At 72.0% G+C, this 25,158-nt stretch carries 23 protein-coding genes and 1 riboswitch; of the genes, 10 read left to right on the top strand and 13 right to left on the bottom strand.

The annotated features are described in order from the left end of the window. Positions 1-80: 80 nt before the first annotated feature. From G3I54_RS10145 to G3I54_RS10125, 5 genes are all read left to right on the top strand, one after another. The gene (locus tag G3I54_RS10145; protein ID WP_164613259.1) at positions 81-1,598 is read left to right on the top strand and encodes a sugar ABC transporter ATP-binding protein; all 1,518 of its coding nucleotides are present in this window, start codon (positions 81-83) and stop codon (positions 1,596-1,598) included. Continuing rightward, the gene (locus G3I54_RS10140) at positions 1,595-2,635 is read left to right on the top strand and encodes an ABC transporter permease (protein WP_164613257.1); all 1,041 of its coding nucleotides are present in this window, start codon (positions 1,595-1,597) and stop codon (positions 2,633-2,635) included. The genes G3I54_RS10145 and G3I54_RS10140 overlap by 4 nt, the downstream gene beginning before the upstream one ends. Then, positions 2,628-3,638 carry an ABC transporter permease gene (locus G3I54_RS10135; RefSeq protein ID WP_164613255.1) on the top strand — a complete coding sequence of 337 codons (1,011 nt, stop codon included), beginning with the start codon at positions 2,628-2,630 and terminating at the stop codon, positions 3,636-3,638. The genes G3I54_RS10140 and G3I54_RS10135 overlap by 8 nt, the downstream gene beginning before the upstream one ends. A gap of 94 nt (positions 3,639-3,732) precedes the next feature. After that, on the top strand, positions 3,733-4,815 hold the full coding sequence (gene rhaS / locus G3I54_RS10130) for a rhamnose ABC transporter substrate-binding protein (RefSeq protein WP_164613253.1): 1,083 nt from the start codon (positions 3,733-3,735) through the stop codon (positions 4,813-4,815). Between the two features lie 61 nt (positions 4,816-4,876). Continuing rightward, a complete protein-coding gene (locus tag G3I54_RS10125; protein WP_164613251.1) occupies positions 4,877-5,902 on the top strand; it encodes a LacI family DNA-binding transcriptional regulator in 1,026 nt (341 codons plus the stop codon). Between the two features lie 36 nt (positions 5,903-5,938). Here the strand turns inward: G3I54_RS10125 and G3I54_RS10120 are convergent, their stop codons facing one another. The 5 genes from G3I54_RS10120 to G3I54_RS10100 form a co-directional block, all read right to left on the bottom strand. Beyond that, positions 5,939-6,604, bottom strand: a complete 666-nt coding sequence (locus tag G3I54_RS10120) for a TOPRIM nucleotidyl transferase/hydrolase domain-containing protein (RefSeq protein ID WP_164613249.1) — start codon at positions 6,602-6,604, stop codon at positions 5,939-5,941. Positions 6,605-6,806: 202 nt separating this feature from the next. After that, positions 6,807-8,009 (bottom strand): MFS transporter, encoded by a 1,203-nt coding sequence (locus tag G3I54_RS10115; protein ID WP_164613247.1) that lies wholly within the window; start codon positions 8,007-8,009, stop codon positions 6,807-6,809. Next, the gene (locus tag G3I54_RS10110) at positions 8,006-8,458 is read right to left on the bottom strand and encodes a nuclear transport factor 2 family protein (protein ID WP_164613245.1); all 453 of its coding nucleotides are present in this window, start codon (positions 8,456-8,458) and stop codon (positions 8,006-8,008) included. Before G3I54_RS10110 ends, G3I54_RS10115 begins: the two co-directional genes overlap by 4 nt. A 127-nt stretch (positions 8,459-8,585) precedes the next feature. Then, positions 8,586-10,202: an adenosine deaminase gene (locus G3I54_RS10105; protein WP_164613243.1), complete on the bottom strand. Its 1,617-nt coding sequence runs from the start codon at positions 10,200-10,202 to the stop codon at positions 8,586-8,588. A 171-nt stretch (positions 10,203-10,373) separates the two neighbouring features. Then, on the bottom strand, positions 10,374-10,574 hold the full coding sequence (locus G3I54_RS10100) for a hypothetical protein (protein ID WP_164613242.1): 201 nt from the start codon (positions 10,572-10,574) through the stop codon (positions 10,374-10,376). 332 nt (positions 10,575-10,906) lie between these two features. Here G3I54_RS10100 and G3I54_RS10095 point away from each other — a divergent pair, with 332 nt between their 5' ends. Beyond that, a complete protein-coding gene (locus G3I54_RS10095; protein WP_239144310.1) occupies positions 10,907-13,864 on the top strand; it encodes a BTAD domain-containing putative transcriptional regulator in 2,958 nt (985 codons plus the stop codon). Here the strand turns inward: G3I54_RS10095 and G3I54_RS10090 are convergent. Beyond that, positions 13,839-14,804 carry a pirin family protein gene (locus G3I54_RS10090; RefSeq protein ID WP_164613238.1) on the bottom strand — a complete coding sequence of 322 codons (966 nt, stop codon included), beginning with the start codon at positions 14,802-14,804 and terminating at the stop codon, positions 13,839-13,841. The two genes, G3I54_RS10095 and G3I54_RS10090, sit on opposite strands and share 26 nt — an antisense overlap. Positions 14,805-14,952: 148 nt before the next feature. Here G3I54_RS10090 and G3I54_RS10085 point away from each other — a divergent pair, with 148 nt between their 5' ends. Further along, positions 14,953-15,318 (top strand): tetratricopeptide repeat protein, encoded by a 366-nt coding sequence (locus tag G3I54_RS10085; protein ID WP_164613236.1) that lies wholly within the window; start codon positions 14,953-14,955, stop codon positions 15,316-15,318. 118 nt (positions 15,319-15,436) lie between these two features. Continuing rightward, positions 15,437-16,114 carry a hypothetical protein gene (locus tag G3I54_RS10080; RefSeq protein ID WP_164613234.1) on the top strand — a complete coding sequence of 226 codons (678 nt, stop codon included), beginning with the start codon at positions 15,437-15,439 and terminating at the stop codon, positions 16,112-16,114. 45 nt (positions 16,115-16,159) lie between these two features. Here the strand turns inward: G3I54_RS10080 and G3I54_RS10075 are convergent, their stop codons facing one another. The 4 genes from G3I54_RS10075 to G3I54_RS10060 form a co-directional block, all read right to left on the bottom strand. After that, positions 16,160-16,891: a TetR/AcrR family transcriptional regulator gene (locus tag G3I54_RS10075; RefSeq protein ID WP_240805761.1), complete on the bottom strand. Its 732-nt coding sequence runs from the start codon at positions 16,889-16,891 to the stop codon at positions 16,160-16,162. 32 nt (positions 16,892-16,923) lie between these two features. Next, positions 16,924-17,730: an SDR family oxidoreductase gene (locus G3I54_RS10070; RefSeq protein ID WP_164613232.1), complete on the bottom strand. Its 807-nt coding sequence runs from the start codon at positions 17,728-17,730 to the stop codon at positions 16,924-16,926. A 199-nt stretch (positions 17,731-17,929) separates the two neighbouring features. Beyond that, positions 17,930-18,685 carry a CbtA family protein gene (locus G3I54_RS10065; RefSeq protein ID WP_164613230.1) on the bottom strand — a complete coding sequence of 252 codons (756 nt, stop codon included), beginning with the start codon at positions 18,683-18,685 and terminating at the stop codon, positions 17,930-17,932. A gap of 69 nt (positions 18,686-18,754) precedes the next feature. Continuing rightward, positions 18,755-18,970 carry a CbtB-domain containing protein gene (locus tag G3I54_RS10060; protein ID WP_164613228.1) on the bottom strand — a complete coding sequence of 72 codons (216 nt, stop codon included), beginning with the start codon at positions 18,968-18,970 and terminating at the stop codon, positions 18,755-18,757. A gap of 45 nt (positions 18,971-19,015) precedes the next feature. After that, positions 19,016-19,110: riboswitch (adenosylcobalamin (AdoCbl) riboswitch) on the bottom strand. A 126-nt stretch (positions 19,111-19,236) separates the two neighbouring features. On the opposite strand from G3I54_RS10060, the gene G3I54_RS10055 reads away from it, so the two are divergent. Further along, on the top strand, positions 19,237-19,827 hold the full coding sequence (locus G3I54_RS10055) for a histidine phosphatase family protein (protein WP_164613226.1): 591 nt from the start codon (positions 19,237-19,239) through the stop codon (positions 19,825-19,827). A gap of 42 nt (positions 19,828-19,869) precedes the next feature. Here G3I54_RS10055 and G3I54_RS10050 read toward each other — a convergent pair whose 3' ends face one another. The 3 genes from G3I54_RS10050 to G3I54_RS10040 form a co-directional block, all read right to left on the bottom strand. Further along, the gene (locus G3I54_RS10050) at positions 19,870-20,688 is read right to left on the bottom strand and encodes a 4'-phosphopantetheinyl transferase superfamily protein (RefSeq protein WP_164613225.1); all 819 of its coding nucleotides are present in this window, start codon (positions 20,686-20,688) and stop codon (positions 19,870-19,872) included. Then, complete coding sequence (locus tag G3I54_RS10045) at positions 20,685-21,665, bottom strand: metallophosphoesterase (RefSeq protein ID WP_164613223.1); 981 nt, start codon at positions 21,663-21,665, stop codon at positions 20,685-20,687. The genes G3I54_RS10050 and G3I54_RS10045 overlap by 4 nt, the downstream gene beginning before the upstream one ends. A 318-nt stretch (positions 21,666-21,983) precedes the next feature. Next, entirely contained in the window at positions 21,984-24,197 is a 2,214-nt protein-coding gene (locus tag G3I54_RS10040; RefSeq protein ID WP_164613221.1) for a hypothetical protein, read from the bottom strand. 69 nt (positions 24,198-24,266) lie between these two features. Between G3I54_RS10040 and G3I54_RS10035 the strand changes: the two genes are divergently transcribed. Next, positions 24,267-25,154 (top strand): glycosyltransferase family 2 protein, encoded by an 888-nt coding sequence (locus G3I54_RS10035; protein WP_164613219.1) that lies wholly within the window; start codon positions 24,267-24,269, stop codon positions 25,152-25,154. The last annotated feature ends 4 nt before the right edge of the window (positions 25,155-25,158 follow it).

The following is a 25,158-nucleotide window of genomic DNA, read 5'->3' as shown; positions in this document are numbered from 1 at the left end:
CCTGCCTAACGTCCCGGCAACTCATTTGAAACCTTTCACGATGTCGTGAGGACGCCCTCCGCGTCGTCGAGGAGCCACCGATGACCCACCGGTCCGCCAAGGATCCGGCCCCCGTGCTGGCCCTGAGGGACGTCTCCAAGTCCTTCGGCGCCGTACGGGCCCTGCGGGATGTGTCGCTCGACCTGTTTCCCGGCGAGGTCCACGCCCTCGCCGGCGAGAACGGCGCGGGCAAGTCGACCCTGATCAAGACGCTCGCCGGAGTCCACCGGCCCGATGCCGGACAGCTCCTGCTGGACGGCGAGCCGGTCACCTTCCACGGCCCCGCCGACGCCCGGGACGCCGGTATCGCCGTCATCTACCAGGAGCCCACGCTCTTCCCCGACCTGTCGATCACCGAGAACATCTTCATGGGCCGCCAGCCCCGGCGGACGTACCGGCGGATCGACCACCAGGCCGCCCGGGCCGCCACGGCCGCCCTGATGCACCGGCTCGGGGTCGAACTCGACCCCGACCGCCCGGCGCGCGGCCTCTCGATCGCGGACCAGCAGATCGTCGAGATCGCCAAGGCCCTCTCCTTCGACGCCCGCGTCCTGATCATGGACGAGCCGACGGCCGCCCTGACCGGCAGCGAGGTGGCCCGGCTGTTCGGCGTGGTCCGCGCGCTGCGCGAGCAGGGGGCCGCCGTGCTGTTCATCTCGCACCGGCTGGAGGAGATCTTCCGTATCTGCGAACGGGTCACCACCCTGCGGGACGGGGCGCTGATCGCCAGTGAACCGCTGGCCGGCATGGCCGAAGAGGACCTGGTCCGCCGGATGGTCGGCCGGGACCTGGACGAGCTCTATCCGAAGCAGCACGTCGAGGCCGGCGAGGTCGCCCTCAGCGTCCGACGGCTCACCCGCGAAGGCGTGTTCACCGACGTCTCCTTCGATGTGCGGTGCGGCGAGATCGTCGGCATGGCGGGGCTGGTGGGCGCCGGGCGTACGGAGGTGGCGCGGGCGGTCTTCGGCGTCGACCGGTGGGACGCCGGTGAGGTCGAGGTGGCCGGGCGGGCGCTCGTCAACGGCGCCCCGTCCACCGCGATGGCCGCCGGCCTCGCCCTGGTCCCCGAGGACCGGCGGGCCCAGGGCCTGGTGATGGGCATGTCCATCGAGCGGAACATCGGGCTCACCGGTCTGCGCGCCACCAGGAAGGCGGGGCTGATGGACCGGGGCGCCGAGCGCAGCCGGTCGCTCGACTGGGCGGTCAGGCTCCAGGTGAAGTACGCCCGGATCGCCGACGCCGTGTCCACCCTGTCCGGTGGCAACCAGCAGAAGGTGGTCCTGGCCAAGTGGCTGGCCACCGGGCCCGCCGTACTGATCGTCGACGAGCCGACGCGCGGCATCGACGTCGGCACCAAGGCGGAGGTGCACCGGCTGCTGAGCTCGCTGGCCGCGGACGGGGTGGCGGTGCTGATGATCTCCTCGGACCTGCCCGAGATCCTCGGCATGGCCGACCGGGTGCTGGTGATGCACGAGGGCCGCCTCACCGCCGAGATCCCGCGTTCCGACGCCACCGAGGAGTCCGTGATGGCCGCTGCCACCGGGAGGGCCGCCGCATGACGGTGACGACCACCGAACCGGCGCCCGTCGCGCCGATACCCTCCTCCAGCAGCACCCGGCTGGTGGACCGCGTCTTCAAGATGCGCGAACTCGCCATCCTGGTCGTGCTGTTGGTGATGCTGGTGCTGACCCAGCTCGGCAACAGCGCGTTCCTCTCCGAGCAGGGCATCAAGGACCTGCTGCTGAACGCCACGATCCTGGCGCTGGTCGCCACCGGCCAGTCGCTGGTGGTCATCACCCGCAACGTCGACCTGTCGGTGGGCTCGACGCTCGGCATCAGCGCCTTCGCCGCCGGTACGTATCTCCAGGGCGGCGGGCACCCGGTGGTGGCCGTGGCCCTGGCCGTCCTGCTGGGCGTCGGTTTCGGGCTGCTGAACGGGCTGCTCGTGAGCCTGGGCCAGGTGCCCGCGCTGGTCGTGACGCTGGGCACGCTCTACATCATCCGGGGCATCGACTCGATCTGGGTCGGCTCGCGGCAGATCACGGCGGCCGATCTGCCGAACGGATTCGTGGACTTCGGCTCCGGCGGAATCTCTGCGGTGCCCTGGCTCGCGATGATCGCGCTGGCCCTGCTGGTGTCGACGGCGTACTACCTCAAGCACTTCGGCAGCGGGCGCGAGCTGTACGCGCTGGGTTCCGACCCGGAGGCGGCGCGGCTGGCCGGGATTCCGGTACGCCGGCGGATCCTGCTCGCGTACACCTTCTGCGGGGCGCTGGCCGGTCTCGCGGGCGCGCTGTATCTGGCGCGCTTCGGGAACGTCGACTCGGGCACCGGCACCGGTTACGAACTCACCGTCGTCAGCGCGGTCGTGGTCGGCGGCGTGGTCTTCACCGGGGGCTCCGGCACGGTCTACGGCGCGGCGCTCGGCGCGCTGCTGCTGACCTCGGTCAACAGCGTGCTGCCCGCGCTGGGCGTCAGCTCCGTGTGGGTGCTCGCGATCAACGGCTTCCTGCTCATCCTCGCCATCGCGGTCGACCGGATCGTCGCCCTGCGCGTGGCGTCCGCACTGAAGAAGAGGAACGCCCGCCATGGCTGACTCCGCACTCGCGCGCGCCGTCCGCTGGGACACGGTCGTCGGCGCCCTCCTGATCGTGGTGCTGCTGCTGTCCTTCGGCTTCGTCGACGGTTTCGGCAACGCCCTCAACCTGTCGTTCCTGATCGGCAACACCCTGCCCATCGCGCTGATCGCCCTGCCCATGACGCTGCTGGTGGTCTCCGGTGAGATCGATCTGTCGGTGGCGTCCACGGCCGGTCTCTCCGGTGCGGTGATGGGGGCGCTGTGGAACCAGGGCCTGCCGATCGAGGCGATCATTCCGGTCTGTCTGCTGCTCGGTGTGGTCTGCGGGCTGGTCAACGGGCTGCTCGTCACCCGGCTCGGGCTGCCGTCGCTCGCGGTCACCATCGGAACGCTGGCCGCCTACCGGGGCATCGCGCAGATCGTGCTCGGCTCGGACGCCGTCACCGACTTCCCCGCGCCCTACCTCGACTTCGCCGCCGGACGGATCGGCGACACGTTCGTCCCGTACGCCCTGCTGCCGTTCCTGGCGCTGCTCGCCGTCGCCGTACTCGCCCTGCACGCGACGCCGTTCGGGCGTTCGCTGTTCGCCACGGGGGCCAACGAGGAGGCGGCCCGGTTCGCCGGTGTGCGGGTGAAGCGGCAGAAGCTGATCCTGTTCACGGTGACCGGCCTGATGGCCTCCCTCACCGGAGTGTTCTGGGCGCTGCACTACGCCAGCGCCCGCTTCGACAACGCCACCGGCCTCGAACTGTCCGTCGTGGCCGCCGTATTGCTCGGCGGTATCGACTTCGACGGCGGCAAGGGCACACTCGGCGGCGCGATCGCGGGGGTGTTCCTGCTCGGGGCGCTGCAGAACGTGATGAGCCTGGGGGACGTCTCCGCGCAGTCGCAGATCGTCGTCACCGGTGTGCTGCTCGTCGTCTCCGTGCTCGGCCCGCGCGTCGGGCGGCAGATCGCCGTCGCGAAGGCGGGGCGACGGGCCGCCTCGGCTCCCCCGCCGACCTCGGCGCCGGTTCCGTGACCGCTTCCCCGGCTCCGTGACCGACATGTCGACTCCGTAACCGCCACCTCGGCTCCGCTCCGCAACCCGCCTCCCTCCGAAAAGGACTCCCGCCATGCGTACGTCATCGATCCGCCGCACCTGTGCGGCCCTCGCGGCCGTCACCTCCCTCGCGCTCGCCGTCAGCGCCTGCGGGGGCACCACCAAGAGCGATGTGAAGAAGGAGAGCGGTTCGGCCGCCTCGGCCGGAAAGGCGGACCCGGACGCGCCCACCAAGAAGGGCCTGACCGTGGGCTTCCTGCCCAAGCAGGTCAACAACCCCTACTTCACCACCGCCGACAAGGGCGGGCAGAAGGCCGTCGAGGGTCTCGGCTCCACCTTCAAGGAGGTCGGCCCGACCAGCGCCACCGACACCTCGGGCCAGGTCTCCTACGTCAACACACTCACCCAGCAGCAGGTCGACGCCATCGCCGTGTCCGCGCAGGACCCGGGGGCGCTGTGCACCGCGCTCAAGCAGGCCATGAGGAACGGCGTCAAGGTCGTCACGTACGACTCCGACACCAAGACCGACTGCCGCAATGTGTTCGTCTCGCAGGCCGGCGCGGAGGATCTGGGCCGCACCCAGGTCCAGCTGCTCGCCGAGCAGATCGGCTACAAGGGCGAGATCGCGATCCTGTCCGCCGCCCAGACCGCGACGAACCAGAACCTGTGGATCGACTACATGAAGGACGAGCTGAAGGACCCGAAGTACAAGGACGTGAAGCTGGTGAAGGTGGCGTACGGCAACGACGACGCCCAGCAGTCCTTCCAGCAGACGCAGGGGCTGCTCCAGGAGTACCCGAAGCTCGCCGGGATCGTCTCGCCGACCACGGTCGGCATCAAGGCGGCGGCGCAGTACCTGTCGGGGTCGAAGTACCGGGGCAAGGTGAAGCTGTCCGGCCTCGGCACCCCCAACGATCTGCGCTCGTACGTGAAGAACGGCACCGTCGAGGCGTTCGAGCTGTGGGACCCGGCGAAGCTCGGCGAGCTGGCCGGCCATGCCTCGATCGCCCTGGCGTCCGGGCAGATCACCGGCGCGCAGGGGCAGACCTTCGAGGCGGGCGAGCTGGGCACGTACACGATCGGGAAGGACGGGGTGGTCGACCTCGGCAAGCCGACGGTGTTCGACAAGGACAACATCGACGACTTCGACTTCTGATGCGCGCGGATAGGCTGAGGGCTCGTTCCGCGTCCCTCGCCCCTCTGGAGGTCTCCGTCTGATGGCCCAGTCGGTGGGTATCAAGGACGTGGCCCGGGTCGCCGGAGTATCGGTGGGCACGGTCTCCAACGTCATCAACCGCCCGGACACGGTCGGTCCCGACACCCGGGCCCGCGTCCTGTCGGCGATCGACCGGCTCGGTTACGTCCGCAGCGAGTCGGCGCGGCAGTTGCGGGCGGGGCGCAGCCGGATCATGGGGCTGCTGGTGCTCGACATGGGCAACCCGTTCTTCGTCGATGTGGCGCGCGGTGCGGAGCGGGCCGCGCGCGAGGCGGGGCTCGGTGTCATGGTCTGCAACAGTGCGCAGAGCCCCGGCGAGGAGGCGGAGTATCTGGCGCTCTTCGCGGAACAGCGGGTCCGGGGTGTGCTGCTCACCCCGGCCGACGCGACCGGGCGCAACATCGAGGCGTTCCGCCGCCACGACATCCCGTTCGTCCTCGTCGACCGGGTCGCCGAGGGAACCACGGAGTGCTCGGTGTCGGTCGACGACGTGGCGGGCGGGGCGCTGGCGGTGCGGCATCTGCTGGACGCCGGGCACCGCTCCATCGCGTACGTCAGCGGGCCGCCCGGATTCAACCAGGTCCGGGACCGCCGTACGGGTGCGCTCACCGCGCTCGCGGAGGCGGGCCTGGGCCCGGACGCCCTGCGGGAGCTGCCCACGGAACGGCTCGACGTGGCGGCGGGCCGGGACGCGGGGGCCCGGCTGCTGGGGCTCTCCGACCGGCCTACCGCCGTGTTCTGCGCCAACGACCTGCTGGCCCTGGGCGTACTGCAGTCCTTGTTCGCCGCCGGGGTGTCGGTGCCCGGCGATCTGGCGCTGGTGGGGTACGACGACATCGAGTTCGCGGCGGCGGCCGCCGTGCCGCTCACGTCCGTACGGCAGCCGGCGGCGACGATGGGGGCGCTGGCGGCGGGTCTGCTGCTGGAGGAGACCGGGGCCGGTGCGGCGGAAGTGCCGCACGAGCACCGGCGGGTGGTGCTCCAGCCGGAGCTGGTGGTGCGCCGCTCCAGCCTCGCCCAACGCTGAACGGCGAGCCGTCGGTCCAGAGGCGCGAGCCGTCGGTCAGAGGTGGGCGAGGAGTCCGTCCAGCGGGCGTGGCAGGCGTGTGAGGTCCAGGGCCTCGGTCAGCGCACGGGCGTAGTGCTCCTTACGGCCGCCGATGGTTCCCATGAAGCGCCGGAGCTGCGCCTCGACGGGCCGCTCGCGCTGGGCGGGCTGCCGTTGGAAGATCCGGAAGGTGCGCAGATCACCCTGGTCGTCGATGACCTGCTGGACGCCGTCGGCGCCGAGCGCCCGGATCAGCTCGTCCTCCAGGTCGGCGTGGCAGGTGAAGAAGCCCAGCGCCTCCAGGTCGTCGGGGGTGCGGGCGGTGCCGAAGCCGGTCCGCTCCAGGCCCTGGAGGAAGAACCGCTGCTCCGCCGCGTCGCACAGGCCGGCGGGCCGGACGTCGAGGCCGTCGGGCCCGAGCAGGCGCAGGAAGCGGGTGATGCTGGTGGCGCCCCCGAGCGGCACGACCACGGCGCCCTCGGCGGTCAGGGCGCGCCCCTGGCGTTCGGCCAGCGCCTCGACGGCCGCCCGGTCGCTGACGCCCTCCACGAGCACCACGGTGTGCAGACCCAGGTCGGCGGCCAGCTCGCGGGCGGCCCCGGCCTCGGCGGGCGCCGGTGTGTCCCCGTCGCCCGCGGCCCAGGCGATGACCGTCTGCCGGAAGTGTGTCGCTGTGTCCACCGGGCCAGTCTCGCACCATGATCGGCGGGGGCCGCAAGGGTTTTCGCGTACGTGAACGAGAGGGCCCGGCCCGTACGCCGGCGTCGGCGTCGGCGTCGGCGTCGGCGTCGGCGCAGTGCGTGTACGTCAGCGGGGCGTGGGTACGTCGGCGGGGCGCGGGTAGGTCAGCGGGGCGCGGGTACGTCAGCGCGGTGCTCGTACGTCAGCGGGGCACGGGTGGCTTCCGCGCCAGATACAGGCCGACGCCCAGGGCCAGCGCCAGCACACAGCCGGAGAAGGTCAGTCCGGCGTTCCTGAGTCCGATGCCCAGGGTGAGCGCGCCGACGCCGACGACGGGCAGGGAGATGCCCAGGTAGGCGATGACGAAGAAGGCGGAGACGGTCGCGGCCCGGTGCTCGGGCGGTGCCGCGGCACTGATCGCCTTCACCGCTCCCCGGAACGCCAGCCCCTGCCCGAGGCCGCCGCAGAGTGCCCCGGCGACGAGCAGCGGCAGTGAGGCGAACAGCAAGGAGGCGCCGACCAGCAGGAGTCCGGCGACCAGGACGAAGCAGCCGCCCGGCAGGGCCCGGCGCTCGCCGACCCGTCCCATGAGCGCCTGCCCGGCCGTGGAGGCGAGGAAGACGGAGAAGACGACGAGTCCGGTCAGGGCCAGGTTGTGGAGGTCGAGCGTCTCCGCCACGAACGCGGGGGCGACCGCCGTGAAGAGGCCCAGCAGGGAGAACCCGGCGAAGGCGGCCAGCGCCGAGGGGGCGAACACGCCGCGCACCTCGGGCGGGACGGCGAGCCCCTGCGGCCGCAGCCGGAATCGGCGGACGCGGGAGGTGACCGTCTCGGGCAGGAGGCAGGTCAGCGCGGCGGCCACGGCGATCAGCGCCAGATGCACGACGAAGGGAAGCCGCAGCGGCCAGGGGGCGTATTCGGCGAGCAGTCCCGACAGGAGCGGGCCGCAGCCCAGGCCGCCCATGTTCGCGGCGGTCGCGGCCAGCCCGGCCCTGGCCGCGCGCCCCGGCGGGGCCAGCTCCATGACCGTGACCGTCGCCGCGCCGCTCAGCAGTCCGGCGGCGAACCCGGAGAGGAGACGACCGGCGAACAGAGCGGGGAGCCCGCCCTCGAAGAGGAAGCAGAGCGCGCTGGCCGCCGAGAAGCCCAGGGCCGCCAGCAGAACGGGCCGCCGGCCCGCCTCGTCGGAGACGTTCCCGGCGAGCAGCAGGGTGGCGATCACCCCGAGGGCGTAGACGGCGAAGACCACGGTCACCATCAGCTCGGAGAAGCCGAGCTGTTCCCGGTAGAGGCCGTAGAGCGGGGTGGGCAGCGTGGTGCCCGCCATGCCGACGGCGAAGACGGCCGCGGCGGCCGGGTAGCCGAGGCGCTTCCTCCGGTGGGCGGGGTCGGTCGTCCGGCTCATGCGTCGGGCGGCGGGTCCGTCGGGGCGGCGGCGGGCGTGATGTGGCTGAGCACGCACAGCCAGCGGCCGTCGCGCCGGACGAAGACGTCCGTGACCCATTCGTCGGCGTCGAAACGGCGGCCACCGTAGTGGGCCGTGTTCGTCATCCGTGCGGTGATCATGGCGGTGTCTCCGTGGACGCGCACCCTCGGCGGGCTGATGGCCCGCATCGCCGAGTGGGTCAGGTCGCCGGACTCGACGTAGCCGAGGAACGCCTCCCGGTCCGTGATGCCGGACTCGGAGACGATGACCCACTCGTCGGCCATGTAGGCCGCCATCCGCGCCACGTCGTTCGAGACGATCGCGGCGGACCACTCCTCCAGCACGGCGGCGATCCGGGCGTGATCCGCGTCGGGTGTGCGCCGGTCCGCGGGCGGCTCGGCGGTCTCGTCCTCTCCGCTCTCTCCCATGCCGCGAGCGTAGCCGTGGGCCGGGCGGGCCGCGCGTCCTACGGGCTGAGCGGGACCGTGCGCGGCTCTTGTGGCCGCCCTGCATGGTCCCGCTCCCGGTCATCGGACGGTCAGCGGTGGCGCGGGGTCAGCGCGCTCCGCCCTGCCTGCGTTCGAATCCGGCGAACGCCGCTTCCTGACGCCACTCGGTGGCCGCCTTGGCGTTGTCCGCGAGATAGCGGGCACAGGCCGGGGTGGGCGGCGTGATGCCCGGCCGGGATCCGGCGCAGACGCGCACCGGGCGGTAGCCGGAGCGTTCGGCGCCGGTGGCCCACAGGCTGCCGCCGTCGAGGAATGCGTACGTCAGCGAGGCGCGCGCCAGGTCCTTCAGCTCGGTGTAGCTCAGGCCGTAGGTGGCGCGGGCGTACTGGTACTCGTGGCTGATGTCGATACGCGAGACGCCGGGGTCGTCGGTGGCCAGGACCACCGGGACGCCGTAGCGGCGGTAGGCGTTGAACGGGTGGTCGTCGCCCGCGACGCCCAGGATCTGCTTGTTGCTGCTGAACGGCACCTCGACGGCGACCTCGCGCCGGGCCATGGTCCGGGCGAGCTGCTGCCAGTCGTCCTCGTGGACCAGGTCGACGCCGTGGCCGATGCGTTCGGCTCCGGCGACGAGGACGGCCTCGCGGATGTGGAACGTCAGGTCCTCGGGCTTGACCAGGCCGGGGGTCAGCTCACCGGCGTGCAGGGTGAGGCGGGCGTCCGGGTACTGGGTGCGCAGGAACTGGAGCATCCGCATCTGGAGGCGGTAGTTGAGCAGGGCGCTCTCCCCGTCCTCCGGCTGGACGAGGTTGACAGCGACGAACCGCGGGTCACGCTCCGCGAGTCGCATGCCGAGCGCCATCTGTGTGAACACGCGCTCGTTCGAACTGCCGCGGGAAACCTGGGAGATCCACCGGACGGGGAGCCGGCAGCCGGGGTCGGGGCGGTCGGTGTCGCAGTGGGCCGTCTCCCGGAACTGGGCGTCGGCGGCGTCCGCCTCACGTACGGCCTCGGCGACGACCCTGTCGAGCTTTCCGCCGGCGACCAGCTTCCGGTGGAACGCGGCGAGGTCGGCGTCGTAGCCCACGGACTCGGCGAGCTTCTTCGCGGAGTCCGAGGCGGGGGTGACCAGGGTCTCCAGGTAGAACTGGTTCTGCTCCACCACGGTGTTGGCGACGTTGGCGAGCATCTTGCCGCGGTCGCGCGTCGCCTCGCCGAACTTGCCGAAGGTGTCGAAGAAGTGGTCGTGGCCGGACTGGTCGGCGGGGAAGTCCTGCATCGACCAGGCGCGGACGATCCGCTGACGGAACGCGGCGTCGGTGCGGGCGTCGGCGGCCGGTCGCGTACCCGGTCCGCAGGGCGGACGTACGGCGGTGTCCGTGGCGTCGATGCAGAGCCCGTTCTCACCCGCGAGCTGGATGAGGTATTCGGTGGTGACGGCGCCCGAGAGGTGGTTGTGGAGGTCGCCGCCCTTGGGCAGCGCCGCGAAAAACGCCTTGAGCCGCGCCGGGTTGTCCCGCAACGCGTCGAGGCGGGCGGCGGTCCTGCGTTCGGCCGGGGTCGTGAGGCGGCCCGGCGCCTGCGCCTCGGCCCGGGGAGACGCGTCCTGCACAGGCGCCGCGGCGGCCGGTACGGCGGGAAGCAGCGTGACGAGAGCGAGTAAACCGAGCCCGGCAGGGAGCAGAGACTTGGGACGGTGGGCCGTCCGAATCGAAGAGATCACCGCCGAATGATCGCGTCGGCGGGCCCGCTTCCCGCCCCGAATCGCATACCTGGGCAGCAAGATCCACTCGATCGAGTGGGGAGACCTGTCGCCCCGTACGGTGCGGTGTGCCGGGGCCCCGGCACACCGCACCGGGACCCCGGCCCGCTGCTCAGCGGGCTGTCGAGCCGGTCAGGCGACCACGTCGAGCGCGCGGTACAGCGCGTAGAGGATCGCGGGAAGCGCGCCGACGAGCCCCGATACGGCCACGATGACCGTGGGAAGCCGATGCGTGGTCCGAAGCGCCTTCACCAAATGGCCCACGAGGGCGAAGTAGGCCAGCGAGATGACCACGCCGGCCAGTAATCCTGTCGATGAACCCGTGAAGTGCATGACAGCGCACTCTCCTAACGTCCGATTGCCCAGTCCGTGATGAGATCGGCACGCTGCGGGAAGGACACGTCAACAGGCCCTTGGCTAGAGGGACCTCAGCGCTCTTCAACGGCGTGACGACGCTATGAAGGTAGCCCAAAGTCGCACCTGCGCAATAGACTTGGGGGAATTGGGCACGCCAAGGACCCCGGGAGGCCATCCCGGGGTACCCTCGCGACGCTGGTCCTCCGGACTGGGCAGTCTGGTGGCGGACGTCAGGTCCACCATGCTGGACCTCGGAGATATACGAACGATGTACGTCCTGCATACGGATGCGGGACACGGTCGGAGAAATGGTGGTGGTGGCCGAGGTGATGGCAGCGGAGGCGCCGGCCCTGAGGTTCTCGGTGCTCGGCCCGGTGCGCGCCTGGCGCGGGTCCGAGGCGGTCTCCACCGGCAGCCCGCAGCAGCGCGCTCTGCTGTCGGCGCTCCTCCTGCGCGACGGCCGCACCGCGACCGCCGGGGAACTGATCGACGCGATGTGGGGCGAGGAACCTCCGCCACAGGCGCTGGCCGTCACCCGCACGTACGCCTCCCGGCTGCGCAAGGTGCTCTCGAGTGAGCACCTCGTGTCCGAGTCCGGCGGTTACGCACTACGGCTGTCCCCCGGTTCGCTGGATCTCGACCTGGCCCGCGATTGCGCCGACCACGCCGATCGGGCTCGCGCGTCCGGAGACCTCACCCTCGCACGGGAGTTGTTCAACCGCGCGTTGGAGTTGTGGGACGGCGAACCCCTGGCCGGAGTGCCCGGCCCCTTCGCCGAGAACCAGCGGACCAGGCTCTCCGAATGGCGACTCCAACTGCTGGAGAGCCGCCTCGACCTGGATCTGGAGGTCGGTCACCATGCTGAGGCCGTATCCGAGTTGACCTCCCTCGTGGCCGCGCACCCGCTGCGGGAACGGCTGCGGGAGCTCCTGATGCTGGCCCTCTACCGGAGCGGCAGACAGGCCGAGGCGCTCGCCGTCTACGCCGACACGCGCAGGCTGCTCGCCGAGGAGCTGGGCGTCGAGCCCCGCCCCGAGCTGGCCAGGCTCCAGCAGCGCATCCTGCATGCCGACGGCGGTCTCGTGCCCTCCGGCGAACCAGCTGCGACGGTCACCGCCGCCTCGGTGCGGCCCGCTCAACTGCCGGCCACCGTCGCGGATTTCACGGGCCGAACCTCATTCGTCAGCGACCTCGCCGCGTCGCTGTCCCAGGGCGCGGAGAGCAAGGTCATGGCCTTTTCCGCGCTCGCCGGGCCCGGCGGCGTCGGCAAGACGACGCTGGCCGTGCATGTCGCGCACAGCGCGCGCCCGTATTTCCCCGACGGTCAGCTCTACGCCGATCTGGGCGGCTCGGGAACCGCTCCCGCCGAGCCGCAAGCCGTCCTCGGGGACTTCCTCCACGGCCTGGGGATGCGCTCCTCGGACATTCCCGACAGCCTGCCCGCGCGGTCCGCGCTGTACCGTTCGCTCCTCGACGGCAGGCGCGTGCTGGTTCTCCTCGACAACGCGCGCGACGCGGCGCAGATACGGCCGCTGCTGCCGGGCGCGGCGGGCTGCGCCGCCCTGGTCACCAGCCGGGTCAGGATGACGGCTCTCGAAGGGGCTCATCTCGTGGACCTCGACGTGATGAGCCCTGAGGAGGGTGTTCTGCTCTTCACCCGGATCGTGGGGGGAGACCGCGTGCGGCCCGAACTGCAGGCCGCGCACGATGTCGTCGCCGCCTGCGGCTATCTGCCCCTCGCCATCCGGATCGCCGCGTCCCGACTGGCCGCCCGCCGCACCTGGACCGTCGCTGTCCTCGCCGCGAAGCTCGCCGACGAACGCCGCCGCCTCGACGAGCTCCAGGCGGGCGACCTCGCCGTCAGAGCCACTTTCGAACTCGGCTACGGTCAACTGGAACCCGCCCAGCAGCGCGCGTTCCAGCTCCTCGGCCTGGCCGGCGGTCCCGACATCTCGCTCCCGGCCGCAGCAGCGGCACTCGATCTGGCCGAGTCCAGCACCGAGGACGTCCTCGAGTCGCTGGTGGACAGCTCTCTCCTCGAATCGGCCATGCCCGGCCGCTACCGCTTCCACCGTCTCGTTCGGCTGTACGCACGTGATCGGGCCGAACACGGCGAACTTCCCCTCGGCGAAGTCGAAGCGGCCCTCGACCGGCTCCTCGACTTCTATCTCGCCACGGCTTCACGCGTGTACGCCCTGGAACGTCCTGGCGACCGTCTCCCGGCCTATCTCTCCGCGACCCGCCACCCCGGCCTGGACTTCGCCGAGCCGCGTGACGCCCTGGACTGGCTCCATCTCGAGGCGGGCCCTCTCCTGGCCGCCGCCCGGCAGGCCACCGAACGGCCCGGGGCCCTGCGGCGGGCCGTGGACCTGGTGTGGGCGGCCAGGGATCTCGGCGAGTCCGGCGCTCACTCCGGCCAGTACGAGTCCACCGCCGTCGCCCTGTGCGACGCCGCGCACAGCTCCGGCGACCCGGGCGCCGAGGGCCGTGCCCGTGCGGCTCTCATCAACGCCCTTCTGATCGCCGGCCGGTTCGCCGAGGCCGACGGCGAGGCCCGCCGGGCCATGGACCTCGCCCGCGAGTCGGGCGACGTGCTGGTCGGCTGCTGTGCGTCGAACGACCTCGGGATCATCGCGCTGTACCAGGGCCGCCTCCAGGACGGCGAGCGCCACCTGTTGGAGGCCATCGAGAAGTTCCGCGCCGACGACAACACGCTCGGTGAAGCAGGCGCTCTGTGCAATCTCTCGCGGGTCCATGTCGCGATGGACCGGCCGGCCAGTGCGGTCGAGCTCGCGCAGCGGGGCATCGACCTGTACGACACGCTGGGCGCGTCCCTGCGGCGGGCCAACGGCCGATACGCGCTCGGCATGGCCCTCACCCGGGCGGGCAGGCCGGAGGATGCCGTCGAGCAGTTGGAGCATGCGCTGCAGGTCTTCCGCGACAGTCAGCAGGACCTGTGGGTGGGGCTCACATACTTCCGCCTCGCCGAGGCCGAGCTCATGGACCAGCCCTCCTCGGCCGCTGCACACGCCGAACAGGCCATGGCCGTACTCCGTGGAATCGGCGGCGCGTGGCGCCGCGCCACCGTCCTCGTCGTGCTGGGAAAGGCTCTGCACGCGATGGGTCACTCCCACCGCGCCCGCGTCTGCTGGCAGGAGGCGCTGGAGTTCTTCGAGTCCACCGAATCCGCAGAGGCCGCGCCGGTGCGCGCCCTCCTCGCTTCGGTCGCCGAGGAGGCGGTCAGCGCACCCGTCCCCGGGCCTTGAGGGGCCCCGACGGAAGCTGAGGAGCCGGGATCGGGGCGCCGTCGTAGCCCTTGACCTCGCCGAACCTGTCGCCGTTCATCCAGTCCTCACGGGCCTGGGCGATCTCCTCGTGGGAGCGGCCGATCCAGTTCCAGAACATCACGAGCTCCTCCTCGAACGGCTCGCCGCCCAGGAGCATCAGGCCGGCGTCGGATACCGCGCGCAGGGGCAGTTCGGTGCGGCCGCAGCCGAGGTAGAGCATCGAGCCGGGCAGCACGGGGACGCCGTCGACCTCCGCCTCGCCCGACATGGACAGGACCGCGTACTCGAAGTCGGGGTCCAGGGGCAGGCGGGCCTCGGCGCCGACGGTCAGGGTCACGTCGGCGCCGACGATCGGGGTGTACGCGGTGCCGGGCGAGGCGGCCCCGTCCAGTTCGCCCAGGATGACGGTGGCGGCGAGGCCGGGGGCGGTGACGACGGGCAGGTCCGTGTGGTGCTGGAAATGCGGCTCGACGTTGCGGTGCGCGTCCGGAAGCGCCACCCAGAGTTGCGCTCCGTGCAGCAGCCGGGCGTGCTCCTTCGGGCTCTCCTCGGAATGGCTGATGGCGCGGCCCGAGGTCATCAGGCCCAGCTCGCGGGGGCGTACCGTCTGGAGGCTGCCGAGGCTGTCCCGATGGAGCACCTCCCCGTCGTGGAGCCAGCTGACGGTCTGGAGGCCCATGTGGGGGTGGGGCGGGACCTGCATTCCGGGCTCGTCGGCGATGTCGTCCGGCCCGTAGTGGTCCACGAAGGCCCAGGCGCCGACCATGCGCCGGCCGAGGTTGGGCAGCAGGCGGCGGACCTCGGTGCCCTCGCCGAGCTGGACGCGGCGGGGGGCGAGAAGCTCACGGACGGGCTCGGCGACGACGAAGCCGCGTCCTCCGCAGACGGAGGGCGTTGCCTGGCGATCGAGATTGCTCATGGCGCTCAACCTATTCCCGTGCGGGCGTGGGGCACCGGGGTCCCACGCCAGAACTTTAGTGGAATGTTCAACCATCGTGTGGTGTTGTCACGGGCGAACGTACGACGGGGCGGTCCGGAGGCGGCCCGCACCACACGAAGGAGGACACGTGAGCGAGACCGAGACCTACTACGAGTTCGGCACCGCCGCCGACCGGTGGGACCGGGCGCAGATGTTCTTCGAGGCCAAGGAGTACCTGACGGCCGCGCGGATCCTGGCCGGACTGGTCGAGGAAGTGCCGGAGCAGGTCGCGCCGCGGCTGCTGCTGGCCCGCTCCTACTACCACTCCGCCCGGCTGGGCAAAGCGGAGAAGGAGCTGCGGACCGTTCTGGAGCTCGACCCGGTGGAAAGCTACGCGCGCCTCATGCTGGGCCGGACGTTGGAGCGCCAGGGGCGGATCGCCGACGCGACGCCGCACCTGCGGATGGCCGCCGCCCTCACCGGCGACTTCGGCCCCGGAGCGATCCGCTCCTGAGCCGTCGCCCCGTTCCACCTGCCGGGCCCGCACCCTTCGGTGCGGGCCCGGTCTCCTTTACCCGCCGGTATGGACATCGGACAATGGGATCTCCAGGACGAAGACGAAGGGGTGGGAGATGTACGGATCCAGGAGTGCCGCATTACGCCGGGCGCGGTCAGCCGCGCTCATCGGGCTGGCGGTGGCGGCCTCGGCCGGCTGCTCCGGCGGCGGTGATGGTGACGGCCGCGGGCAGAACGGAGAAGGGGCGGAGCTCACCGCCCGCCCGCCGGGGGCCCACAGCTGGACCAGCAGGCCGTGCGCCCTCCTCTCCGGCGCCGCGCCCGCCGAGGGCTTCACCTTCAGCAGCTCCACCGACTCCGCCTCCCCCGACGCCCGGGAGGACATCGGCGAGAACGGTGCGCGGCCGCTCTACCGCCGGACCGGCTGCCTCGCGGACCTGAAGGCCCCGGACGGCACGTTCTGGAAACTCAGCACCACGGCCCAGGTGTACGAGAACACCGCGCCGGCCCGTCACGCGTACCGTGTCAAAGAGGATCTCGACCGTGCCCATGGGCGCGGACCCGAGAAGATCCATGACACCGCCTACGCGTTACCGGAGGACGACCAGGGCCGCCCCGGCCGCACCCTCCTTCTGTGGAACGGCGACCTCGTGCTCACGGTGTCCGCGTACGCACCGCACGGCAGCACGGAACACGACGTACAGAAGGACCTCGAACGCATCGTCGGCAACGCGGCGCGGCGCGGCGAGGACGGCCTGCGCGATCACGACGCCTCCTCCCCCGCACCCGGATGACCTCCGTGGTCCGATGACCTCCGCGGTCGGACTCGGCGCCGCGGGTCAGACGTCCGGCCGGGCGTTCGCCACCCGGTCGAGCCACTCCTTCATCAGCGCCGCCTCGGCGGTGCTCAGGCCCGCCCCGTGCTCCTTCCGGAGCAGAGCGCTCAACCGGGCCGCCGCCGTGGGCACTTCGGCGGCCGGCGGCACGTCGGGCGACGCGCTCGGTGACATCTCCGGCGACACGTCCGGTGTGAGCACCGTCGCGTGCAGCGCGTCGCGCACCCGTCGGGACACCTCGATGTCGTCGAACGTCGCCGGACGGGACACCAGCATCAGCGCCACCCCCACATTGGCCGACATGATCATCTGGGCGGCGAGCTCGGGCGCGACGCGTATCCGGCCCCGGGCGGCGGCCCGTTCGAGGTCCCCGGTCAGGATCCGGTGGGACTCCAGCGCCGCGGCGGGCGGCGTGCGCATCGCCGGCGAGTTCATCAGCCGGTAGAGGTTGCGGTTGTCGAGGGCGAAGGCGACGTGACTGTCCCACCCCCGGCGCAGGTCCTCCACGGGGTCCGTCGTCTCGCCGCGCTCCCTCTTCGTCGCCAGGTACTTCTCGAAGCCGTGGTCGACGACGGCCGACAGCAGGCCTTCCTTGTCGCCGAAGTGGCGGTAGAGGGCCGGGGCGCCGACCTTCGCCGCCTCGCACACGGCGCGCGTGGAAATATCGCCGTCGGGCGACTCCCTGACCAGGGTGGCGGCCACTTCCAGGATGCGTGTGCGGGTGCTCGTACTCACCGGACGGACGCTATCAAGCGGCACGGCGGCGATCAGACGATGCCGCCGTTGGCCCGCAGCACCTGGCCGTTGACCCAGCGGGCCGGGCCGGCGAGGAAGGAGACCACCTCGGCTATGTCCTGCGGGGCGCCCAGCCGCTCCAGCGGCGGCTGGGCGGCCATCCGCGCGATGGTCTCCTCGTCCTTGCCGTCCAGGAACAGGGCGGTGGCGGTCGGCCCGGGCGCGACGGCGTTGACGGTGATGTCGCGGCCGCGCAGCTCGCGGGCGAGGATCAGGGTCATGGCCTCGACGGCGCCCTTGGTCGCGGCATAGGCGGTGTAGCCGGGCAGGGCAAGCGACAGCACCGAACTGGAGAAGTTGATGATGGCCCCGCCCTCGCGCAACCGCCGAGCGGCCTGCTGGTCGACGACGAACGTGCCCCGGATGTTGGTGCGGTGCATCCGGTCGAGCGTGTCGAGTTCGAGCTCGGCCAGCGGCGCGAGCGCCATGACCCCCGCCGCGTGCACCACGACGTCGACGCCGCCGAACGTCTCCTCGGCGGCATCGAAGAGCGCCGCGACGGCGACCTCGTCGGCCACGTCCGCCTGCTGTGCGAAGGCTTCACCGCCCGCGGCGGTGATGGCGGCGACGGCGGCCTCCGCCTCGGTCCGGTTGCCCGCGTAGTTGACGACGACCGCGAAGCCGTCGGCGGCGAGCCGTTCGGCACTCTCACGGCCGATACCCCGCGAGCCCCCGGTGACCACGGCCACCCGGCGAGGCGCGTCACCGGCGCGCGCGGCCTGCGCGGAGGACGCAGATGCGGATGCGGATGTGGGTACGGATGCGGACTGTTCGGTCATGGCAGTGCTCCTGGCGACTGGGGTCGCGGCGGTCCCGTGAAACCCGATGAGATCAACGCTAACACCGTCGCCGTAGCGGCGCTACCTCGCGAACGTAGCAATGATAATAAACATCGCTACCCCTCTTCCGCCCTGCCCGCACACGACAGAACCCGCCGGTAAGGCCCCCGGCGGGTTCTGTCGTGTGCGGGCGATCCGCTCAGTTCACCGCACTCGCGGTGCGGGGCGTCGCGGCACCGGCCGCGGGCGTCAGAAGGCGTTCGGTGAGATAGCCGAAGACCACGCCGAAGACGCTCCACAGCGTCGCCTGGACCGCGAGCGTCGAGAGCCTGAACTCCCACAGCAGGGCGGCCGGGAAGTCCTTGCCCACCTCGTCGAAGGAGGGCAGGAAGGCGTAGGAGAGGCCGATCAGCAGAACGAAGCCGGCGACGGCCACGATGGTGGCGTTCCAGTTGCCCAGTAGTGGAGCGAGCCGTTTGCCGATGATGACGGCGGCGACGGCCAGCAGCACGCTGAGGGCGACCATCAGGAAGAACAAGGTGGTGCGCTTGCCGATGGTGTCCGGGTTGCCGACGGCGGGCGGGTTCGCCGGGTACTTCAGGAACGGCACGACGTAGACAGTGAGCAGGGCGGCGCCCGCGATGAGCGCAGCCGTGGCCCGGGGGCCGAAGTCGCCGATGCGGCCCAGCGCGTAACAGAACACGAGGGCGGCGATCCCGCCCACGGCGACGCCGAAGACCAGGACGCCGGTGGCGAGTCCGCCGGTCGCCTGCATGGTGCGGCTGACCAGCTCCTCGCCGCCGCCGTGGTCGTGGCTGTGGGCCTCTTCGAGGGCGATGGCCGCGTCCACCTGGGACTCACCGAGGAAGTAGGCGACGGCGAGCGCGAGCGCACCCGCGATCAGGCCCGCGAGCATGCCGCGCACGAGCAGAGCTCTGACAGATATGGAGTTCACGATGGTTTCCTGATTTCTCTTGCTTCCCGTGTCCGCTGATTCCCTGGTGCTTCAGGCACCGCAGGCGCCTCAGTGGCAGGGGAAGCCGAGCAGGTGGCGGCCGTCGTGGACCCACTCGTGGACGCCTTCGCCCGAGATGAGCGCGGTGGCGCCCTGTTCGGCGCCGACGAAGTACAGCAGGACGAGCATGAGAATGCCGAAGAAGACCGCCCACGGGGCGAGGGCCTTCGCCGAGATCGGAGTGATCGCGGATGTCCCGGTTGCGGGAACGGCGGACTGTGCCATCGCAGTACCTCCTGTGGGAACACGCGTCCCTGTCGTGGTGCCTCGGACGAAGGTGCCGGGTCTGACTTCCCCGCACGGATGCGGGTTCACAGTGGCGCGACCGTGCCGGATTCTCACCGGACTTCCGTCACACCCTCGTCATGGTCGACGTGACCATACCGCCTGTACGCAGGTGCCGCCATGGTCCAATCTGCGGAGCCGCGGAGCGCGGATCCCTTGGGGCTACAGGACGTTGGGGCCCACGGTGAAGGAGTGAGGGCAGGAACATGACAGTACGGGTGATGTTGATCTCACCGGCGATGAACGCGGCGCTGCGGGAGGCCCGCTTCGACGGTGACGCTCCGCTGGACCGGTCCGGCCGGGAGCGCGCGCGGGCCGCGGCCGGCGCGGTGCCGGAAGCCGGGCTCGCGCTGAGCGGCCCCTCCGAGCGGTGCCGCGAGACCGCCGCGGCGCTCGGCCTGGCGGCGCGGGCCGAACCGGCCCTGGCCGGCTGGGACCTGGCGCGCTGGGCCGGCCGCCGTCTCGACGAGGTGGCCGCCGCCGAACCCGCGCAGGTGACCGCATGGCTCGGCGACCCCTCGGCGGCTCCGCACGGCGGCGAGTCGCTGCACGACCTGGTCGGGAGGATCGGGCGGTGGCTGGACTCCCTCGGCGGACCGGACGCACCCGGCACGAGCGTCCTGGCGGTGGCCGAGGCCGCCGTCGTCCGGGCAGCGGTCGTCCACGGTCTGCGGCTGCCGGCGGAGGCATTCTGGCGGCTGGACGTCGCCCCGCTGACGCTGACCGAACTCAGCGGGCGGTCGGGCCGGTGGAATGTGGCACTGGGCCGCCCCCTGACCGCTCCCCCGGCCGGCTGACCGTCACGGCACGTCGCGCTGTCCCGGCCGGTCGGCCGAACGTCACGCCGCCTCGCCGTCCCGCCAGTCGGGCCGGACCAGCACAGCCGTGGCGACGATCCCGTCCTCGATCCGCCAGAACCCGTGCAGGGTCGTCGGCAGCGCCGGGTCGGTGAGCAGCAGACGGGCGGCGAAGGAGCCCTCGGCGGCCACCCCGTCCCGAGGACCGTCACTGTCACCCGGCCCGGAGAGGCCGGACGGGCCGGAGAGACCGGACGGGCTGCCCAGGCCGCTCAGGCCGTCCGGGCTGCTCGGACTGCCCGGACCGCCGTCGGCCCGATGGAACGTCAGGTCGGCCTCGGTGAAGTCGAGTTCGAGGCCCGTGATCGGATACCAGGTCTTGAAGACGCTCTCCTTCGCGCTGAACAGGACCCGGTCCCAGTGGATTTCGCCCGAGTCCATTTCGCCCGTGCCCTCCGCCGCGGGCGGACCGATCCGCTCGCGCTCGGCGGGCAGCGTCACCAACTCCCGTACGCCGCTGGGGAGCGGGGCGTGCGGTTCCGCGTCGATGCCCAGCGACAGCACGTCCTTCGCACGGGCCAGCGCGGCCGCCCGGTACCCGGCGCAGTGGGTGAGGCTGCCGACGATTCCCTCGGGCCACAGCGGTCTTCCGCGGTGGCCGTGGAGCACGGCCACCGGCGGCAGGCCGAGTCCGGCCATGGCGCGCCGGGCACAGGCACGGGCCGTCGCGAAGTCGTTCCGGCGTTTGGCCACGCTCTTGGCGATCAGCGCCTCCTCCTCCGGGAAGAGGGTTCCGTCCGGGACGCTGTCCGCGCGGGTCGCGGCACAGGAGACGTCGGCGGGCAGCAGCAGCTCGATCACGATGTGCCTCCGGGGGTGCGCGGCCGCGCGGACGGTTCGGCGTCGGTACGGGCCGGCGGGGCGGGGTCGCCCTCGTACGGGAGGATCTGCCGCAGCAGGCCGCGCGGGTGCCCCCGCTCGCGCCACTCCCTGGGGTAGCCGATGGAGACCTCCTCGAAGCGCACCCCGTCGTACCAGGTCGTACGGGGGATGTGGAGGTGGCCGTAGACGACGGCGGTGACGTTGAAGCGGCGGTGCCAGTCGGCGGTCAGTTCGGTGCCGCACCACTGCGCGAACTCCGGGTACCACATCACCGACGTGGGCTCCCGCACCAACGGCCAGTGCCCGGCGAGGACGAGGGGTATCTCGGGGTCGTGCTCCGCGAGCCGGCGTTCGGTCGCGGCGACCCGGGCGCGGCACCAGTCGTCCCGGGTCGGATAGGGGTCCGGGTGGAGGAGGTACTCGTCGTTGCAGACGATGCCGGACTCGTGCGCGACGGCGAGCGACTCCTCCTTCGTGTGCGTTCCCGGGGCGCGGAAGGTGTAGTCGTACAGAAGGAAGAGCGGTGCGATCGCCACCGGTCCGTCCGGGCCCGGCCAGAGCGGGAAGGGGTCTTCCGGAGTCGTCACGCCGAGATCCCGGCACAGCTCGACGAGGTGGTCGTAGCGGGCCTGGCCGCGCAGTTGGACCGGGTCCTTGTTCAGGGTCCACAGCTCGTGGTTGCCGGGGGTCCAGATCACCTGGGCGAAGCGTTCCGCGAGGAGTGCGAGCGCCCACCGGATGTCCTCGGGCTGCTCCGCCACGTCGCCCGCGACGATCAGCCAGTCCGCGTCGGACGTCGGGTGCAGGGACTCCACGAGGGGCCGGTTGTCGGTCACCGCCGCGTGCAGGTCGCTCACGGCCAGCAGACGGCCCGCGCCCTGCTGTCGGTTCCCGTCGCCGGGGGCGGGAACGGCGGCGGGAGCACCGTGCGGTGCGGAGTCGCTGGGAGGAGTCATGGGCAGCTGATTCCTGATCTGTCGCGGTCGTCCGGCTCCGTCCGCACGGTGGGAGCCCCTGGGTACGTAGCCTCTCACGCTCCCCTCGCGGTTCCCCCGGGGTTTCGTAGGGTGGGCACGTCGGCCCGGGGCGGGGTCGCGGCCTAGGGGGTGTCTTGTCGATCAGGCCGGATCAGGGAGCGGGGTCTGGTGCCGTGCATCGCAAGGCGGAGGAGGGAGTCATGGCGGAGCCATGCCGACCGACGACAACGCGGCGAGGCGCGGTGCCAGGGCACGCGAGCCCGGCATGATCGCCAAGACACCCCCTAGGGCGTGGCGTCAGTCGGCTTCCGTCCGGCGGGAGTTCAGTTCGTTCACCGCGCCGAGCGCGTCGCCGACCGTCGTGTAGTCGACGGCGATGAAGTTGACCGGGCTGCCGCGCTGTTCCTCGCAGGCCCGGGTCCGCTCCAGGACCCAGTCCCGGGCGTTGACGCGACCGGCGTCCAGGCGGCTGCCGCCCGCGTTCGTGATGAAGTGGTTGAGGAGGAAGAGCTGCTTTCCGGTGCCGCCCCGGTGCGGCGCACAGGTCATCTCGGAGGGGTTCCGGAAGGCGAACGGGGTCTCCATCCCGTACCGGTAGAAGTTGCGGTACCAGGGCGCCGGTCCGTCGGCCTTCTCCGCGAACACCACCAGTCGGCGGCCGCTGTCGATCATCTCCGCCAGGGTGGGCCACGGGGCTTCCGGGTCGGCCGAGGGGGTGTGCAGGAGGTCGTCCAGGCCGGCGGCGCGGAACGCCTTCTCGGTGTCCTCGGGGCTGATGTCGTCCTGGACGATGAGCGTCACGATCTCGGTGGGGTGGGCGCGCAGCCAGTCGCCGATGTCCTCCAGTGCCGGGACCAGTTCGATGGCCCCGGCGCGGCAGACTCCGTGGCAGAGCCACAGGCCCTCGCGCGGCGGGTTGACCTTGTCGATGGCGCCGGAGATCAGGCGGCGCTGCTCGGGGGTGAACTCGGGGGAGTCGAGGCGCTCGGCGATGTCCTGCGGGCTCTCCCAGCGGTACGTGTCGAGCTGGAGGGCCCGGACGCCGGTGTTGAGCTGGGTGGTGATGTCGGGGTCCTGGAGGGGGCCGATGAACCGGTCGGCCGTGGTGGACATGGCGTTGTGCGAGGTCAGGTAGGCGGCTTCGTCGTAGCGCAGTTCGCACAGGCGGCTGCTGCCCAGGCACTGGCGGGGTGCGGACGGGCCGAACACGGGCGGCACGACCAGTACGCCGGCGAGTGCGGCGCAGGCCACGCCCGCCGCCGTCGTACGCATCGCCGTCGGGGTCGGCATCCGGCTCGGGCGCACCAGCAGCGCCCAGCCCACGCCGGTGAGCAGCACGCCGCCGACGAGAGCCGTGAGGGCGGCGCTCAGCCCGGTGGCCGCCATCTGGTCCACGGCGTTGCGCTGGAGGTCGTCGACGAGCGCGGTGACGCTCGGGGCCCAGGAGGAGGGGACGGCGAGGAGGCGTCCCCCGGTGATCAGCCGGGCCAGCAGTACGGTCACGGCGGTCAGGACGCCCGCGCAGGCGAGCGCCTGTCCCAGCCGCATCAGCCGGCGGGCCGGGGCGGCGGGGCCGGTGAACCAGAGCGTCACGAGAGCGGCCAGGGCCAGGGTGACGGCGAGGGCCTGGAGCAGGGTCAGCAGCCGGACGTAGTCGCGGGCCTCCTCCAGGGCGGTGAGGTCGTTCCCGGCGGCGGTCAGGGTGTCGGTGAGGTCCCACGTACCGTTCTGGAGGGTGGTTCGCAGGTCGGCCACCGCGCTCCGCGAGCCGTCGGAGAGCGCGGCGGCCGCGGTGGCCGCCAGCGCGGTCGATACGTCCCCCTCCCCCAGGGCCACCTCGATCTCGGGGCGCAGCGCCGTCCGTTCCTGTACGGGTACGGCCGTGAGGAGGGCGTCGGCGGCGCGGTCCGCCTGCTCCTCGGTGAGCGGCAGCGCGGGCAGTGCGGGTGCCCGGCCCTCCTTCAGGGCGTCGAGCGCGGTGGCGAGGTCGGCGGTGAACCGTTCGAAGTCCGGCTGGTCGCCGCCCTGGACGTTGGCCACGAGGTCGCCGAAGTAGACCTGCGCGAGGTCGGCGAGGTTCTCCAGCACCGGGGCCAGGTCGACGGTCAGCCGGAGCTCGTCGCGGTCGCCGCGCAGATAGCCGGTCACCGCCTCGATCTGCTGGTCGGTCAGGGCCCGGACCGTGGCGGGCGGCAGTACGACCTTGATGTTCGACGTCACCAGCGCCTCGGGCACGGGCAGGTGCGCGAGCAGGTCGCGGGTGACGGGCGAGATCTCCGGGTCGACGAGCACCTCGCTGTAAAGGCGGTCGTAGGCCGACTCCTCGTCCAGCACCGCCTGGTAGAAGCCGGGTGAGGCGACCGTGGACCGGACGGTCGCGGTCAGGGCGACCGTGCTGACGCACAGGACGGCCAGCAGGAAGGCGAGCACCGGCACGAGACGGCCGGACCGGCGCGGGGACGCGGGGTCCCGGAGGGGCCGGAGCGGGTTCGTGGTCGGTTCGACGCTCACCCACCCAGCCTATGCGGAATATCAGCTTTTATGCATGAATGATGAGATTCAGGAGCTGAGGAGCCCGCTGTGCACTCCGTCCACCTGGCCGTGCTGATGACGAGTCACGACCGCCGCGCGCGGACCCTGTCCGCGCTGCGCGCCCTGGAGGAGCAGCGCGGGCTCCCCGCCGGGACGACGCTGGGCGTGCATCTCGTGGACACCGGCAGCACCGACGGTACGCCGGAGGCGGTCCGGCTGCGGCATCCGGCGGTGGAGGTCATGTCGGTGGCCGCGGACGTGCCCCGCAACCAGGCGCTGCGCATCGCGAGCCGCAACAGCCGCAGCGGCGGCGGGGGCGGCGGCCCGCTCGGCGCGGCGCCGGGCGGACCGAGCCATCCGTGGACGCATCAGCTGTGGCTCGACGACGCGGTCGAACTCTTCCCGGACGCCCTGGTGACGCTGTTGCGTACGGCGGAAGCGGCCGGGCCCGAGGCGGTCGTCGTCGGTGCGGTGCGCAACGCGTACGGGGACACGGTGTACTCCGGGCGGCGCGGCCGGTCCCTGACGCTCGTCGAGCCAGGCGAGCACCGGCCGGAGCGCTGCGACACATACGACGGTCGGGTGGTCCTGGTGCCCCGTGCCGTGTACGACCTCGTCGGGGACCCCGACAAGCTCTTCCGCCACCGGATGGGCGACTACGACCACGGCTGCCGCGCGCGGCGGGCCGGGGTGGGCGCGTTCGTCGCCCCGGGGCACGCCGGTGAGTGCGTGGGCGGACCGGTCGCCCCCGGCTCACGGGAGCCGGGGATCGGCGTCCGGGAGGCGCTGCGCCGGGTGACGTCCGGGCGGGAGCTGCCGCCCCGTCAGTGGTGGGTGTACTGCCTGCGGCACACCTGGCCGTGGGCGCCGTATCTGATGGTCGCTCCGTACGCGCGCACCGCGGCCCGCGCCACCCTCGGCCGGCTGCGGGGGTGAGCGC

It is taken from the genome of Streptomyces sp. SID14515 (assembly GCF_010548505.1).
GTDB classification, from domain to species: Bacteria; Actinomycetota; Actinomycetes; order Streptomycetales; family Streptomycetaceae; genus Streptomyces; species Streptomyces caviscabies.
This window is presented reverse-complemented; position numbering and strand designations above follow the sequence as displayed.